The organism is Gordonia sp. w5E2 (assembly GCF_036540975.1).
Classification (GTDB): Bacteria; Actinomycetota; Actinomycetes; order Mycobacteriales; family Mycobacteriaceae; genus Gordonia; species Gordonia jacobaea.
Genome location: NZ_CP144213.1, coordinates 1,334,679 through 1,349,414, shown reverse-complemented (window position 1 = coordinate 1,349,414; position 14,736 = coordinate 1,334,679). Strand labels below are relative to the sequence as shown.

Sequence of the window (14,736 nt, the reverse complement as noted above, 5' to 3'; positions counted from 1 at the left end):
AGGAAAAATGTATGACAATATGATGATCGTGTAAAGGGGCATGGCCGACGAAGCTGTTGTCGACCGCCGCCCCACCCACCGATCACGTTGTCCGGGAAAGGACCACAGCCATGGGAAGTGACCTCATCGGTACGCTGCGCTCAGCCTCGCCGGGATACCATCCCGGCTGGCGTCGACTGGAGTTCACCGACTGGCGCGAAGAGCAACTGTCTTGGAAGACCACTTGTTATCTCGAAGACTGGTCGTTTCTGTGGGATGTGATCACCGAAGGGCCAGACGCGTTGCGCGTTTTCTCCGACACCTGCATCAACGGTTTCGACAGTTTTGCGATTGGGCAGGCAAAGCACATCGTGCAATGCACCAGTGACGGCAAGGTGATCGGCGACGGCATCCTGATGCGGCTCGGCCGCCAGAAGTTCATCACGCAGGGCGTCCCTGCTTTGCATACCAGCTGGGTGTTGAGCGCGGGTGACTACGACGCCACCTGGACGGCGGTCGACCGCACCAAACTTCAGGTGTCAGGTCCCACCGCATTGGCGGTGTGCCACGCGGTTACCGGCGAACCCTTGACCGATGTCAAGTTCATGCACTTCACCGATGTCACGATCGCGGGCCATCCGGTGTGGGCGCTCCGACAGGGCATGGCCGGTGAGATCGGTTTCGAGTTCCATGCCGACGCAGCGCATCGCGAGGAGATCACGGAGGCCATCCTGTCTGTTGGCGCCGAGCACGGTATCAGGCGGGTGGGTCGCCGAACCGTGATGATCAATCACCTCGAAGCAGCCTTCCCCACCGGCAACTGGCATTACCTCAAGCAGTCCGACCATCCCGAACTGGCCGGCAGCGGCGAATGGATCCGGAAACACTTCGACACATATGGACTGACCGCAACAATCAAGGGCAGTTACGATTCCGACGACATCAACGAATATCTGCGTTCGCCCATTGAATTGGGATGGGGCCGCTCGATCCGATTCGACCACGACTTCGTCGGTCGCGCAGCACTCGAGCGTGAGATCGCCGACCCGCAACGAGTACGGGTGACCCTGGAGTTCGACAGCGACGACGTGATCGCGATTTACGCCTCTTTGTTTGCCGAGGACGAGCCTTATCAGTTCCTCGACATCCCGCATGGGCAGCGGTGGATCGCGTGGTCGGACAAGGTGATCGACGAACATGACGCGGTTGTCGGTCTATCCACCAACCCCGGTTACAGCGCCTACTTCCACAAAGTGCTCGCCCTGGCCTACGTCCGCCCGGACATGGCCGAGCCGGGTACCGTGCTCACTCTCATCTGGGGCGATCCGGGCACACGACAGAAGCGCATTCGGGTGACGGTGGCACCGGCGCCTTACAAGACCGACAACCGTAGGGCGGATCTGAGCGCCATCGCGGCAGCCCCGTCCTGATCAGCTGGAGCTCACAGGTCGAGGGTGAGTTCCGAAGTCTGCGAACGTGATACGCAGATCATCATGGTCATCGACCGCTGCTTCTCGGCCTCGGTGAGCGCTGAGTCGCGGTGACACGGGGTGCCTGCGACCACCGTCGTCTCACACGTGCGACACGTTCCCTCGAGGCATGACGTGGCCACCTCGATCCCCGCCGACTGGAGCGCGTCGACAATGGTCTGCTCAGCTGCGACGTCAAGGACGATACCGCTGCGCGCCAGGTTCAGTCGGAAGTCCTTGTTCGGCAGGTCCGATACCCTTGCCGCGAATCGCTCCACATGCAGAGTGTCCGCCGGCCACTGCTGGGACAGTTCCTCCAGTTCGTCGAGAAGTGCTCCCGGCCCGCAGGCGTAGACCAGTTCCCCCGCCACTTCAGACAGGTGGTCGGCGAGTCGAACCCGCCCGAACTCCGCACTCGGCCATACCGTCACCCGATCCCCGAAGGCGGACAACCAATCCAGGAACGGCATTCCCCGACGCGCTCGGCCGAGGTACAGCAATGACCAGTCGACGCCGCGGCGGTGTGCCTCTGCGATCATCGGCACAATCGGCGTGATCCCGATGCCGCCGGCCACGAAGCGGTACCGCTGGGCTGGATACAACACAAAGTTGTTGCGGGGCGGCGATATTCGGATCCGGTCTCCGACCGCGAGCCTGGAATGCACGTAGTCGGATCCACCGCGTCCGGCCTCCTCGCGGCGCACAGCGATGCGGTAGTCCGGCTCATCGGGTGAGCCGCACAGCGAGTACTGCCGCTCGACCGAGGCGTCGTCACTCGTCGGGAACTCAACGGTCAGATGTGCGCCAGGCTGCCACGGTAGCGGCCCGGTGGCAGAATTCGGCCGCAAGGTCACCGCGCACACCCCCTCGGCGGCGATCGATTTGTCCACTACTGTCACCTCCAACGGAACGACTGCGCCCGTTGCGCGTGGTGTGCGCACGGCGTCCCAGGTGACCGGCAATGTCTCCAGTCCGCGGAATGTCCATCCCGCGAAGGCAGCTCCTTCCGAGTCCACGGGCCTCAGCCCTGAGAACCGCGCGTATAGCTGTGGCAGCGCTACCTGCCCTACCGCGCACTGAGCCGCCCACCGACCAGCGCACATGTGCGGGCCGGCACCAAAAGCGAGGTGACCCACGCTGTCCCGGTCGATGTCGAACGCGTCAGGGGCGGTGAAACGGCGGGGATCTCGGTTGGCGCTGTGCAGACACGCACCGATCTGCGCGCCCTCCGGGATGGTGACCCCCGCGATCTCCACTTCGCAGGTGGTGCGCCGCGAGATCACACCGACCGGTGGCAACCAACGGACGATCTCCTCGAATACCGCCTCGAATAGGGTCGGGTCCGCAACTGCCCGGTCGTGTTGTTCACGGTGACGCGCGAGTGCCCAAACGGCGTTGGTGAGCGCGTGCTTGGGCTCGTTGATCCCCCCTGCGATGGCGAGTTTGACATTCGCGCGCTGGGTCTCGAGCGACATTCCTGCGTCGATCATGGCCGCCAGGATGGTGCCGTCGGGCGCTCGGTTCGAGCCGGCGACAACACTGGCGATGACATCGTCGATCTCTGCGTTGGCCTCACGAACTCGCCGCCGGATACTCACATCCGCGCCCGGATCGGCGGCACCAGCCATGAAAGCCGTCGACCAGCGCAGCACGACGGTCGCCGGGACATCTTTCAATCCCACCAGCGCGGCCACATTCGACGCTGCCAGCGGCGCGGCGAAATCAGCACTGAGGTCGGCACCTGGCCCCGCGGCGATCAGCTGATCGAGGAAGACGCGAGTGTTCTCCTCGAACACCGGGCGCCACCGGTCGGCCACAACCTTGATGCGCAACGCGCGATTGGCGGCGTGCCGCTCGGGAGCGTGGTTCGGGTCGTCCTTGCGAATCATCGAACGGCCGATCGTGCGGTCTACAGGATGCCGGTCCTCGACAGCGGTGAAGATGTCCGGCCTTGTCTCGACGAATCGGCAGTCATCGAAACCCATGACGAGGTATCGGTTCAGCGCCGGGACCCAATGCACAGGCGCCTCGTCTCGCAGCGCGGCCACAACCGGCCACGGGTCGCGGTTCAGCGCTTCAAGAGTGACTGCATCTGCCACCGGAATCCCGGGTGCCGGAGGCAGCAGCGATGCACTCATTCCCTGTCGCCAGTCGCGGCGAGAACTATGTCGAATCGAGTGCGCGACCAGGGAATGTCACCGAGGTTGCGGCCATCAGGAGTGGGAGTACCGGGCTGCTGCCGGGCAAACTCCTTGATCAGCGAATCCTGCACGCCGAACACCGAATCGCCGATCTCCAGCTGCGGATCGCCGTCGACAAAGATGTGGGTCACCAGGGTGCGGGCACCGTCTGCGGTGACCATGAAGTGTAGGTGCGCCGCGCGGACCGGCGACCGCCCGGTTGCGGCGAGTAGGCGGCCCACCGGTCCGTCGTGCGGGATCGGGTAGGGCGTAGGAGTCAGTGCCCAGAAACGAAACCGGCCCTCGGCGTCGGCGTGGACATGCGCCCGTCCGGCCACTCGACCGTCGGGGTATTGCACGTCGTAGAAGCCTTCGTCGTCGGCCTCCCAAACCTCCACTCGCGCACCGGGAATTGCGCGTCCTTCGGCATCTACGACACTCCCCTCAACCCAGCATGGCTCGCCGCTTGCACCACCGGAAATGTCGCCGCCGAGCGGGATCTGCGGCGAGTCCTCGACAAAGAAAGGCCCGAAAACCGTCGACTCGGTGACCGCCCCATCTGACGGATTGTTTACGATGATCGTCTGCATGGATGCACCGAGTACGTCTGAAGCCAGAATGAATTCTTGGCGCCGGTCGTCGGTGATATGGCCGACGTCCGTCAGGAACTGAATGCCGGCCTCCCATTCCGCGTCGGTGAGTCGGACGTCACGAATGAATGCGTGCAGGTGCGCTGTCAGCGACTGCATGATCTCCCGCAGGCGCGGATTCGGAGCGGTGGCGAAGGAATCGATCACACGGTCGGTGAGCGCCTGTTCGCGCTGCTCCTGGCGGTCGGGTTCCAAGGTTGCCTGCTGACCTGTATTGCGGTCGGTACGTGTATCTGTCATGTCTCAGTTCCGTCTTTGGTGGGTGCTGGTTGGCAGGTGGGAGTACACCGGCTATCGATGTCGATAGCGGTTACACGCCCCACGTGTCGGTCATCACGGGGCAGCTGTCGCGACCGGTGTGCTGCCCGTTCGGGCTGCGGTCAGCAACGCGGTGAGACCCTCTGCGGTCACGGGACTCGGATTGGATGCAGGGGCTGCGGCCAGAACTCTCTGGACCGCGAGTTCGATGCCGTCCTCCGGAAATCCGAGGTCGGCGAGATTCGAGGGCGCCGCGGCCGCTCGATAGAGATCGCGCATCGCGGTCACCGCGGAGGCTGCAGCATTCCCGTTGACCTCTGTTGCGCCCAAGGCCGTGGCCAGATCTGTCGCCAACTCGACGGGCAATGACGGCGCGTTGAATTCGAGCACATGTGGCAGGACAACGGCGTGGGTCTGCGCATGCGGCATGTCGAAAGTACCGCCGAGCACGTGACATATCTTGTGGTGCAACCCCGCTCCCGCCCCGGCGAGGGCCACGCCCGCGAGATATGCACCGTAGAGCGCGTTTTCGCGGTTCGCCAATCCGGAATCATCGGAGGTCATCCCGCGGATGGCACCGACCAGCACTCTGGTGGCGGCCAGTGCCAACACTTGGTTGATCGGGTCGGCGCGCGGAGCCCATAGCGAATCGACGCAGTGCGCCAACGCATTCAGAGCCGAGGCCACGGTGAGGTCCGTGGGTAGTCCGCGGGAGAGTTCGGCGTCGTAGATCACCGTCACCGGCAACACGGACTGGTCGACACCTGTGGTCTTGACACCGTTCTCTGTCATCCCCCACAGATTGGTGGCCTCTGATCCGGAATAGGTGGTCGGCACGGCGATTATGGATAAGCCCGTGCGTAGGGCGACAGCCTTGGCCAGTCCGATGATCGAGCCGCCGCCGATGCAGACCAGCCCGTCCACTTGCGCCTCGGATGCCGCGTCAACAGCGCGGTCCACGAGTGTCACCGGTACATGCTGGGCTATGTCGGTCCACCACACCCCGGGTGCCACCGCGGCGGTAGCCGTCTCGCCCACCGTCCGAGCGCGATTCGACACGATCATCATCGGCCGGGTCATCTCACGCGCCGCCAATTCCTCAGCCAAGTTCTCCGCGGCTCGACCGGTACCGAAGTGAACGCGCTGAGCGAGGGTGGTGTGACTGAACTCCATTAATCCATTGCTCTTTTCATGTGTGATCGGTGGGGCGGATTGGTTGGTGCAGAGTCTCAAACGGAGGCAGCAAGTTCCTTACGCCTCAGCCGTTGCCGTTCGGTCGCACCCGACGTGGAAGTGTGATCGGTTGCGGCAGAGAGTCCTAGATGGTCGAGGGCTCGCGCGATCATGGTGGGAGCCACCAGCGTTATCAGGTCAGGATCGGCATCCACGTAGATCGCGATCTCACGGCGCTCAGCGGCCGTCGCCGCGTCGGCAGCGATGGCCGCCATCAGCGCCACCGTGCCGGGCACCGTGCACACGTTGGCTACCACCTCGGCGCCGCGGGGTATGTCGGAGGGGGCCAGCAGGTATCCGACGAACGGCAACGCGGGAATCGTCAACTCGTGCAAGCGGACCGCACCGAGGTCCTCGAGCAGTACCTGGGAGCTGAGGGTGGCAGCCTCGGTTTGGTGCGCGGTCGCCATTCGAATGTCGTTGTGAGTCACGACAACCAGCGAGTTCTCCGAGGCGAACCGCAGCAGCTCGGCACGATCGGGCAGGCCGGTGGGGTCGGCCAGTCCCACCACGGTGCCGTAGAGACCGACTGCAGGCCGACCGGTCGTTCGAAGGAGTTCAACCACTGATTCGGGAGTTGACGCGCCCGCCGCGAATACTCCACCAGGGTCAGCGGCCACCGGTACCAAATGGCCGGGCCGGGTCAGGTCTGCCGGCTGAGTCGCAGGATCGGCCAGCACACGAGCGGTGCGGGCCCGGTCGGCGGCGGAAATCCCGGTACCGACACCGGTCGCGGCGTCGACCGCCACCCGAAAGTCGGTGACGTGCTGATCGCGGACCCCGCTGCTGCACGGGGGCAATTGCAGTTCGTCGCAGCGACGTGATTCCATAGCAGCACAGAGGTATCCGGCGCTGTGCCGGACCAAGAAGGCCACCGCTCCGACCCGCACCTCGGCGGCACGCACCACGAGGTGTCCGACCACCTCATCGCCGCGCTCTTCCACCAACAACACCGTGCGACCGGCAAGCAGTTCCTCCCGCGCGTGGTGAACGTGATGGAGGCACGAGGTCGACTTTACGAACGACTTTCTCAACCGGGTGGCGTCGTATCGACGGAAGTGTGGGCGAACCTCGACGGCGGTGCTCATGATCAATCCTCCTCGGATGGGGTCAGTTCAGGCGACTGTGATCGCCAAGCCGATGCCAGGTGCGGGCGTGATACACGAGCGGCGCGGCAGCGGGCTCGCTCTCCTCCACATGCACCTCGAGCACCTCGATGGTGACGATGGTCGCCGTACCGGCCACCATTCGCCCCGAGATCTTGCCGCGCATCCAGCGGTCCGCACTGTTCAGCACAGGCTCACCAGTCTCCAACCGTCGCCATGAAGTGGAGTCTGCGAAACGGTCGATCCCGCTGGTGGCGAAAGTCAGAGCTTGCTCGATCTGCTGGGTGGACATGAAGTGCACCACCACGGTGTCGGCTCGGGCGATCGTCGGCGCGGCGGAGGACTCATTCGACAGCGAGAACATGACTATTGCCGGGGCGGCCGAGACCGACGACACCGAGGTGGCAGTCAGTCCGGCCGGTCCGTTACCGGCATCCGCCGTGATCACGGCAACGCCCGCGGGATGGTCGCGGAACACCGTTCGATAGTGCTCGGCGTCAATCGATGACTGCTGGTGAGTGCTGTCGGTAATGGTCATGATGCTCCTCAAGCGAAAGAGGACGACACGCGCTGTGCGTCGACCGGAACACTATTGACGATATTTTGTGGTGCAGGTCACTGTCATTGAGCAAATGCGCACTTGCCTGTCGGTTCCGCGAAGTGAATTCTCGACGCTTTCCGGCTATGTCGCCCGGTTGTTTTTTGTATGACGATACTACAGTCGGCAGGCGCTGACATGGCGCGTTTGCCGTCAACGAGGCACAGGATCGTAGACTTGTACGACAGCACCGGGGACTGGCCTCGGTCGAAGCACCCACACAGACTCGTGAGCGGCAGCGCGCGGTGCGCGTTGGCAACCATCCTGAGGAGCAGCCCGTGACCACGTCTAAATCGCTCGGTGATCGCTGGACGTCGGGGCCGATCGGGCGGGTGGCCGCGCCGCTGCGTGAACAGGTCATTGATGCCCTCCGTGCCGCGATCTTGGACTTCACGCTGCCACCTGGGCAGCGTCTGGTTGAGCGCGAACTGATCGAACAACTCGGGGTATCCCGAACGACAGTGCGTGAAGCATTGCGGCAGTTGACCTCTGAGGGCTTGATAACCGTTGTGCCGCAAAAAGGTGCGATGGTGGCCTCGCCGACATTCGAGGAGGCCGAGGAACTCTACGAGGCCCGACTCCGGCTCGAGGGACTGATCGTCCGTCGCTTCGTCGAACGAGCGGCTCCCTCGCAGATCATCCGACTTGCCGCGGCCGCGGAGGGATTCGCCGAGGCGGCCGCCGGCGAGGACGCCCTCGCGATTCTCGACGCCGTTGACGCCTACTACGCCGTGCTGGTGGAGGGGGCAAAGAGCCCGGTACTCGCACAGTTGGTGGAGAATCTTCAGAGCAGGCTGCGGGTACTGCGTGCGCAGGGCATGCCCGACGATCACACGAACACCATTGCAGAACTACGTGGAGTGGTGGAAGCCGCGCGATCAGGCGACGCAGAGCAAGCCGAACAGCTTTACGACATTCATATGCGCTCCACCGCCCGGAACGCGCTGGCGAAATTACGCCGTCTCGCTGAGTGAACCCGACAGGCGCGGTTGAGTGATCCGCGACGACGTTGCCGGGCCGGTCTGACCCGGCAACGTCGTCGGTAGTAGTCGGAGATTTCAGGTAGCGCTTCGCATCGCCTCGGTAGCCGCGACATCGATCGCTATTCCCTCCGGATCGAGGTCTGGATCTCCGATCACCACTACCCCGTAGTCCCTGGCAGCACCAGCGATCGAAACGTATCCGTCGCGGACATCGATCAACACCTTCTGCGGGTCTCGCGTCAGCGGATCACCCCAGCCACCACCGGCATTTGTGAGATACCGGATCACCGAGTTTGCTCGTGAAGTGTTCTGTTCGGCGCAGAACGGATAAACGAATTCGCCTGCGGCATCGGCAGTGTTGGTCTCCGGATCGATGAGTCCGGCCCACGCCGTAGCCACCCGATATGCGGGCACCTCTGTCCCCGGGGTTCTGACCATTCCGTCCTGTGACGGCTCGAATTTCCAAATCCCGCCGCGCGCACCGTCTTTACCGCCGCGAGCACCGAATCCGGCAGCCTGCTTGTACCGCAAAGAGGTGAGCGAATGCTGCGCGTCGGCGGTCCACAGGGTGTCTCGAATCATCCCAGCACCGCCACGAAAGTACCCTGGGCCACCGGAGTCGATCTGTAACTCATGTCTCAGCACCACCGCGGGCGTGCCCTTCTCGATCCCCTCCACCGCCGGGGCCACCCCATTGGCCTGATAGGTCATACACTGCGAGTCAGCGTCGCCAAACCTGTTGGCACCGTAGGGACCTACTTCTCCACCGCACTGAAGCGCCGACACCCAAGCGGTCCCGTCGGGATGCACGCCGTAGGCGGTGTGGAGGTCGGCGCTGCCGCTGTCGCCGCCGATGGCGGCGTCGCCGACCGCATCAGCCAGAGCACGCAGCATCGCGGTCAGCACGATTTGCCCCTGCTCCCAGTACATGAACACACAACCGTCCGGCGGCAGCGCGGAGAGCATAGTGCCCTCGGGCAACACAATGTCGACGTTGCGGTACAGCCCCGAATTGAAGCGCCCACGCGGCAGGAACAGGTACTTCAACGCGATCCCCACCGACGTTTTGGTGTCCCAGGCGGTCGCGTTGACCGAACTACGGGCCTGACGCGAAGTCCCCGAGAAGTCCAATTCGATTCTCGGGCCGCGCTTCCGGATCGCCACCTCGAGCGAGTACTGCTCGGTATCGTCCACGCCGTCGCAGTCGATCTGCTCGGTCCCGGACCAGTCGCCATCGGGCATCGACTCCAAGGCCGCTGCCATCGATTCGGCACCGAGGTCGCATACGTACCGAATCGTGCCGTGCACCGCGTCCAGACCGTAGCGATCGATGGACTCGCGCAACAGCTGCTCACCCAATTCAAGACTCGAGCAGATCGTCATCATGTCCGGATACAGAATCGTGGCCATCCGGACGTTATCGAAGATGAGATTCCAAGTCTCGGTGACCATCTGCCCGCCCCGGATCAGCAGCCGCGGCGAGATCACCAGACCGTTCTCGTAGACGTTGGTCTTGGTGGCACTGAACCCGCCGGGCACCACGCCGCCCATATCCAATTGATGGGCATTGAGATTGACGAATCCGACGATCCGGCCGTCGACGAAGACGGGGCGTATGAAGTTGAGATCGTTGTTGTGGTTTCCGGTCCGGTAAGGATCGTTGGAGATCAGCACGTCACCTGGCCCCAGGTTCTCGACGCCGTACTCCTCCACTGTGTTGGCCACCCCGTCCAGTGCGGTGCCGGCCATGAGCACGATTCCGTTGCTGGCCGCGGGTACCAGATAGTCCATCTCCGGTGGACCGCTGATAGTGCAGGCCAGGTCGTAGAAGTCGCGCAGCACCGGGGAAAAGGCTCCGCTCAGCAGCCGACCACTCATGTGCTCGACGAGGTAGTCGAACCGGTTACTCAGCACGGTCGCGGTGTAGCGGTCGCATCCGTACTCGGCCGTGAAGCCCTTCTCGTCGAGATCACGGATCAGGAACGCGGTGTCCGGCTCCGGTCGGGTGATGACGGTCATTGGTTTATCCCTTCGATGATGAGTTCGCCACACCGGCCAACAGTGGCGGTCTGCGATTCGAGCACGATCGTCGTCGAGAGGTCCTCTCGGATCACTGCGGGACCGGTGATGGTCGCCCCCACATTCAAGTGCTCCCTTCGGTATTCGCCCGCCGCCAAGGGTTGGTCGGCGAGGTACTCCAGGGTGATCATCCGTTCGGGCTCCACCGTGAACGGTTGCTGGGCGTCGGCGGCAACGTACTCCACCTTCTCCGACGGCACGATGAGTTCGACGCGGTAGGTCACGCCTTCGACCGGGATCATCTCGAAGCGCTGGCCGTTGCGTTCGGCGTACGCATCATGGAATGCAGCAACCATGTCGATGACTGTCTCTGCATTGATATCGCCTGCCGGCAGCTGGATAAACGGTGTCTCCCAGCTCTGGCCGAGGAGTCGCCCATCGAAACTGCGTCGGACCTCGAGGCCGTCGGCGACCGTACCGACGTGATCGCGGAGCGTGCGCTCCATGTCGGCGAACATATCGCTGATTTGGTCGGCACTGCTCGGATTGAGAACCGTGTAGGCGCTGCGCGATTCGTAGAAGACCTGATCGGTGGAGAGAAGTCCCAACGCCGAGAAGAGGCCTGGATACGGCGGAATGATGGCGTTCTTGAGTGGCAACAGCTCCAACACCGCCGGCAACAGCATCGGACCCGCCGCACCATAGGACATCAGCGAGAAATCGCGAATATCGACACCATGACGCACCGCGACATTGAGTACCTCCTCGGCAATATTGGCCACCGCAAGTCTGTAGGCCGAGCTCACCCTCTCTCCGAAAGTGACAGGTGTGTCCAGTGCGTCGAACGCCGCTCTGGATGCCTCGCGATCCAGGGCCATCTCACCGCCGGCGAACGAGTCGCCGTCAAGAATGCCCATGAGCAGGCATGCATCAGTGACCGCTGGGATCGTCCCTCCGCGCCCGTAGCAGGCCGGGCCGGGTTCGGCACCGGCCGAGCCAGGCCCCACCTGAATGCCGCCCGAGGTGGCGACGGTGACGAGACTGCCGCCTCCGGCACCCACGCTGGAAACCTCAGTCGACAACGCGTTGATGACCAGATCGTGTTCGAGCTCAAAAGTGTTCTGGATAAACGGACGTCCGTCGACGATCAGTGAGACGTCGGTGGAGGTGCCCCCGACATCAGCGCACAGCAAGTTGTTCTCGCCGATTGCGGCGCCAAGGCGGACGCTCGAGATGGTGCCCGCGGCAGGACCGGCGAACAGGATTCGGAACGGGCGGTGCAGGGCTTCGCGCCACGGCAGCAAGGTGGCTGCGCAGTCGGCGAAGTTCAGTTCACCGCCGAATCCGAGGGCGCGCAGTTCATCGTGGATGTGACTCGAATAATCGGTGAAGATCAGTTTCATGAACACGTCGATCACCGTCGTCGACGCTCGCGTGTACTCCTTGGCCAGCGGTGATGTCTCGGCCGAAATCGAGATGGCCACATCGGGACCGAGGACTTCCCTTGCAATCTCCCGAAGACGAATCTCATGCTCGGGATTGACGTAGCTGTTGATGGTGCAGATCGCCACGCCTTCCACATCACACCGCGCGAGAACCTCCAATTGTCTACGCGCGTGTTCCTCGTCGAGGGGGATCAGCACAGCACCGTCGGCGGTGATGCGTTCGGCAACGCCGCGCCGTAGGTAGCGCGGGATCAACGGGCGATTGGCGTCACCAAAGGAACGCCGCCACTGCGGATCAGTCTGTGCGTCCAGTGGCCGGTGCACATTGCCACGGTCGAGGACATCGCGGAATCCCTCGGTGGTGAGATATGCGATCTTCGGCAGACGGCGTTCGATGACCGCGTTGAGTCCCATGGTGCTCGCGTGGTTGAACACCGTGGAGCCCGCGACCCCTAGCCGTCGCGCACCCTCGATGACGGGAGCGGGAGGATCGGACCGACTGCTCGGCACCTTGGTCACGGAGATCACGCCGTCGCGAACCGCGACGACATCGGTGAACGTACCTCCCACGTCAACTCCGAACATTGTTCTCTCCCTTCGTCTCTACGGAGTCAGCACGAGTCGCGAAGGTAGCGACGCTGACCATCGGACTGAACGAGCCAAGTCGCGGCGCTCGGGTGCGGTCGATGGTGTACAGGCAGTCGACACATTTCACGGCATCCCACCAACCCCCCTCGGTGAGGACGCGATACCGAGCCACCGCGGTGGCCGAACCACAGGCGGGACAGGTCTGGTCAACCGGCTCCCGATCGGCGTACAGCCGATCTTGGGACGGCCGTGGGAAGTTGTGCATTTGGATGTTCCTCTCATCGGTGAGGCGGATCGCAGGCGCGGGAGGATTCCGAGCGCCTTTGGATACGCCGTCCGGGTGTCCCGTCTCGTCGACGGGAGTTGAGCGCGAACGCTCACCCTTTCAGTACCAAGATTGTATGATGATCGCACATCTTAGGAGAGGCGGCCATCACCATGCGTCCATACCTGTTATCTGACTCACAGCTGAATATAGGGTCCACATCCCGTCGCGCCATGACACGGAAGCGCACGACCATATCGCGACGGTGCACTCGAAAGCAGTCCATTGTGCCGCGGCCCCCAGCGCGACGGGCGGCACGACAGTGAACGCACTGGCACCCGCTGCCCCGGTGCCGTCGGCACCTCGCACAGCGCGTGAATGGAGTGAACAGATCGCCGCCGCGATGGCACCGTTCGGTGTGGATGCCGAACCGAGCACCCCGATCGGCTGGTTGCGCACAATAGGCTCCGACGGACTGACGTTGAGTGAGATCGTCTCCAGACCGCATGTGGCCCAGCATTTCTCGTCGCCTGGTCGCCCAGGCATGGTGATGATCTCGGTTCAGCTCTCCGGGACTGCCACCATGCACGTCGGCGCAAGGACGGAGACGTTGCTGCCCGGCGACATCGGCGTGTTCTCCTCACATCAGTCGGGCGAGGTACACGCCGGCGACGGGTATCACAGCCTTTGCCTGGCGCTACCCTGCGACGCGGTGGAGATCCCGCCCGATACCTTGTCCGGCACCAGGATTGCGGCGCAGACCGGCAGCATGACGACAGTTTTCGGTGATCTCCTGCGCACCATCAGCCGTTCCGGCGACGACCTCACACCGCACCAGCTCACACGACTGCTACACGGGGCCGCAGCGATCGGCACCGCACTACTGGTCGACACGATGGACACATCCGCGATCCCCGACCCACGAACGCGGCTGCGCCGTCAGATGTACGACTACATCGAGGCGAGTCTCTCGGATCCGGCGTTGGACGTCCATCAGCTGGCGGTGGCGCATCATCTGTCGGTCCGCCACGTACACAACATCTTTCGCGAGGGTGGCGAGTCAGCCGCGGCCCGGATCCGAGGCCGCCGCATTGTCCGCGCGTGCGCCGATCTGGCGGACCCGGCCCGCGCCGGGGTGCCGGTGGCCGCGATCGCCGCACGATGGGGTTTCACCACGGCGTCGCACTTCGGGCAGGTATTCAAGGCGACGATGGGATGCACCCCGGCCGTCTATCGGGCGCAGGCTCTCAAACGTGTGGCGACTTCGGTCCACTGATCGCTCGTGGCCATGCGGCAACCTCGGCCACCGGGAGCCGGTGTGCCGCAGCCGAATCGGCGCGGCGCACCGGCTCAGAATCAGATCCGGTTCATTGGTTCTTGCGCAGCTCGTTCAGGGTCGCCTCGGCGATTCGGAAGGATTCCAGCGCCGCCGGGACACCTGCGTAGATGGCAGCCTGGATGAGCACCTCCTGAATCTCCTCGTCAGTGCAGCCGTTGGTCACCGCGCCGCGCACATGCACTGCGAGTTCGTGTCCACGGTTGAGGGTGGTGAGCATCGCCAGGTTAAGCAGGCTCCGGGTCTTGCGGTCAAGCCCCGGCCGGGTCCACACCGCACCCCAGCAGTATTCGGTCACCAATTCCTGGATCGGACGCGAGAACTCGGTGACGTTGCTCAGCGACTTCTCGACGTGCGCGGCACCGAGCACGGTTTTCCGCATCTCGATTCCATCCCGATAGGTCATTTCGTGGGTTCGGCTGGTGGTCGTCATGGCACTCCTTGGTCGATAATTGTCCGACAACACTAGCGTCTAGCATCGTTCGTCGTCCATAGTGCGTCTGCGTGAGCTCCAGGGAGCTGATGCTAATACCCAGCTCATCGGGCTTTTACTGATCAACTTCCGACTTGGATAAGCGGAACTCTTTCATGTTTCGAAGCTCATGTTGTAATGTATGACAAAATTCT

General features: G+C 63.3%; 11 protein-coding genes. 3 read left to right on the top strand and 8 right to left on the bottom strand.

Translation table 11 applies throughout. The annotated features are described in order from the left end of the window. Positions 1–110: 110 nt before the first annotated feature. Complete coding sequence (locus tag RND64_RS06200) at positions 111–1,409, top strand: hypothetical protein (protein WP_331436508.1); 1,299 nt, start codon at positions 111–113, stop codon at positions 1,407–1,409. Between the two features lie 11 nt (positions 1,410–1,420). Here RND64_RS06200 and RND64_RS06195 read toward each other — a convergent pair whose 3' ends face one another. The 5 genes from RND64_RS06195 to RND64_RS06175 all read right to left on the bottom strand — a co-directional run bounded on the left by RND64_RS06195 (position 1,421) and on the right by RND64_RS06175 (position 7,413). Then, on the bottom strand, positions 1,421–3,586 hold the full coding sequence (locus RND64_RS06195; protein ID WP_331436507.1) for a cytochrome P450/oxidoreductase: 2,166 nt from the start codon (positions 3,584–3,586) through the stop codon (positions 1,421–1,423). After that, complete coding sequence (locus RND64_RS06190; RefSeq protein ID WP_331436506.1) at positions 3,583–4,518, bottom strand: dioxygenase family protein; 936 nt, start codon at positions 4,516–4,518, stop codon at positions 3,583–3,585. The genes RND64_RS06195 and RND64_RS06190 overlap by 4 nt, the downstream gene beginning before the upstream one ends. 93 nt (positions 4,519–4,611) lie before the next feature. Continuing rightward, positions 4,612–5,709, bottom strand: coding sequence for a maleylacetate reductase (locus tag RND64_RS06185; protein ID WP_270483107.1), 1,098 nt, complete (start codon positions 5,707–5,709; stop codon positions 4,612–4,614). A 56-nt stretch (positions 5,710–5,765) separates the two neighbouring features. Then, the gene (locus RND64_RS06180; RefSeq protein WP_331436505.1) at positions 5,766–6,857 is read right to left on the bottom strand and encodes a 3,4-dihydroxy-2-butanone-4-phosphate synthase; all 1,092 of its coding nucleotides are present in this window, start codon (positions 6,855–6,857) and stop codon (positions 5,766–5,768) included. Positions 6,858–6,879: 22 nt separating this feature from the next. Continuing rightward, positions 6,880–7,413, bottom strand: a complete 534-nt coding sequence (locus RND64_RS06175; RefSeq protein WP_331436504.1) for a flavin reductase family protein — start codon at positions 7,411–7,413, stop codon at positions 6,880–6,882. A gap of 338 nt (positions 7,414–7,751) precedes the next feature. Here RND64_RS06175 and RND64_RS06170 point away from each other — a divergent pair, with 338 nt between their 5' ends. Then, positions 7,752–8,447 (top strand): GntR family transcriptional regulator, encoded by a 696-nt coding sequence (locus tag RND64_RS06170; protein WP_270483110.1) that lies wholly within the window; start codon positions 7,752–7,754, stop codon positions 8,445–8,447. 84 nt (positions 8,448–8,531) lie between these two features. Here RND64_RS06170 and RND64_RS06165 read toward each other — a convergent pair whose 3' ends face one another. Continuing rightward, entirely contained in the window at positions 8,532–10,475 is a 1,944-nt protein-coding gene (locus RND64_RS06165; protein ID WP_331436503.1) for a hydantoinase B/oxoprolinase family protein, read from the bottom strand. Then, positions 10,472–12,505, bottom strand: a complete 2,034-nt coding sequence (locus RND64_RS06160; RefSeq protein WP_331436502.1) for a hydantoinase/oxoprolinase family protein — start codon at positions 12,503–12,505, stop codon at positions 10,472–10,474. The genes RND64_RS06165 and RND64_RS06160 overlap by 4 nt, the downstream gene beginning before the upstream one ends. Before the next feature lie 590 nt (positions 12,506–13,095). On the opposite strand from RND64_RS06160, the gene RND64_RS06155 reads away from it, so the two are divergent. Continuing rightward, on the top strand, positions 13,096–14,049 hold the full coding sequence (locus RND64_RS06155) for a helix-turn-helix domain-containing protein (RefSeq protein WP_270483114.1): 954 nt from the start codon (positions 13,096–13,098) through the stop codon (positions 14,047–14,049). A 91-nt stretch (positions 14,050–14,140) separates the two neighbouring features. On the opposite strand, the gene RND64_RS06150 is transcribed toward RND64_RS06155, so the two are convergent. Beyond that, a complete protein-coding gene (locus RND64_RS06150) occupies positions 14,141–14,542 on the bottom strand; it encodes a carboxymuconolactone decarboxylase family protein (protein ID WP_270483116.1) in 402 nt (133 codons plus the stop codon). Positions 14,543–14,736 lie beyond the last annotated feature (194 nt).

Excerpts from the sequence above, each read along its gene's own strand:
- RND64_RS06195 (WP_331436507.1), bottom strand. The coding sequence starts at position 3,586 with ATGAGTGCATCGCTGCTGCCTCCGGCACCCGGGATTCCGGTGGCAGAT.
- RND64_RS06200 (WP_331436508.1), top strand. The coding sequence starts at position 111 with ATGGGAAGTGACCTCATCGGTACGCTGCGCTCAGCCTCGCCGGGATAC.
- RND64_RS06150 (WP_270483116.1), bottom strand. The coding sequence starts at position 14,542 with ATGACGACCACCAGCCGAACCCACGAAATGACCTATCGGGATGGAATC.
- RND64_RS06160 (WP_331436502.1), bottom strand. The coding sequence starts at position 12,505 with ATGTTCGGAGTTGACGTGGGAGGTACGTTCACCGATGTCGTCGCGGTT.
- RND64_RS06185 (WP_270483107.1), bottom strand. The coding sequence starts at position 5,709 with ATGGAGTTCAGTCACACCACCCTCGCTCAGCGCGTTCACTTCGGTACC.
- RND64_RS06180 (WP_331436505.1), bottom strand. The coding sequence starts at position 6,857 with ATGAGCACCGCCGTCGAGGTTCGCCCACACTTCCGTCGATACGACGCC.
- RND64_RS06190 (WP_331436506.1), bottom strand. The coding sequence starts at position 4,518 with ATGACAGATACACGTACCGACCGCAATACAGGTCAGCAGGCAACCTTG.
- RND64_RS06175 (WP_331436504.1), bottom strand. The coding sequence starts at position 7,413 with ATGACCATTACCGACAGCACTCACCAGCAGTCATCGATTGACGCCGAG.
- RND64_RS06165 (WP_331436503.1), bottom strand. The coding sequence starts at position 10,475 with ATGACCGTCATCACCCGACCGGAGCCGGACACCGCGTTCCTGATCCGT.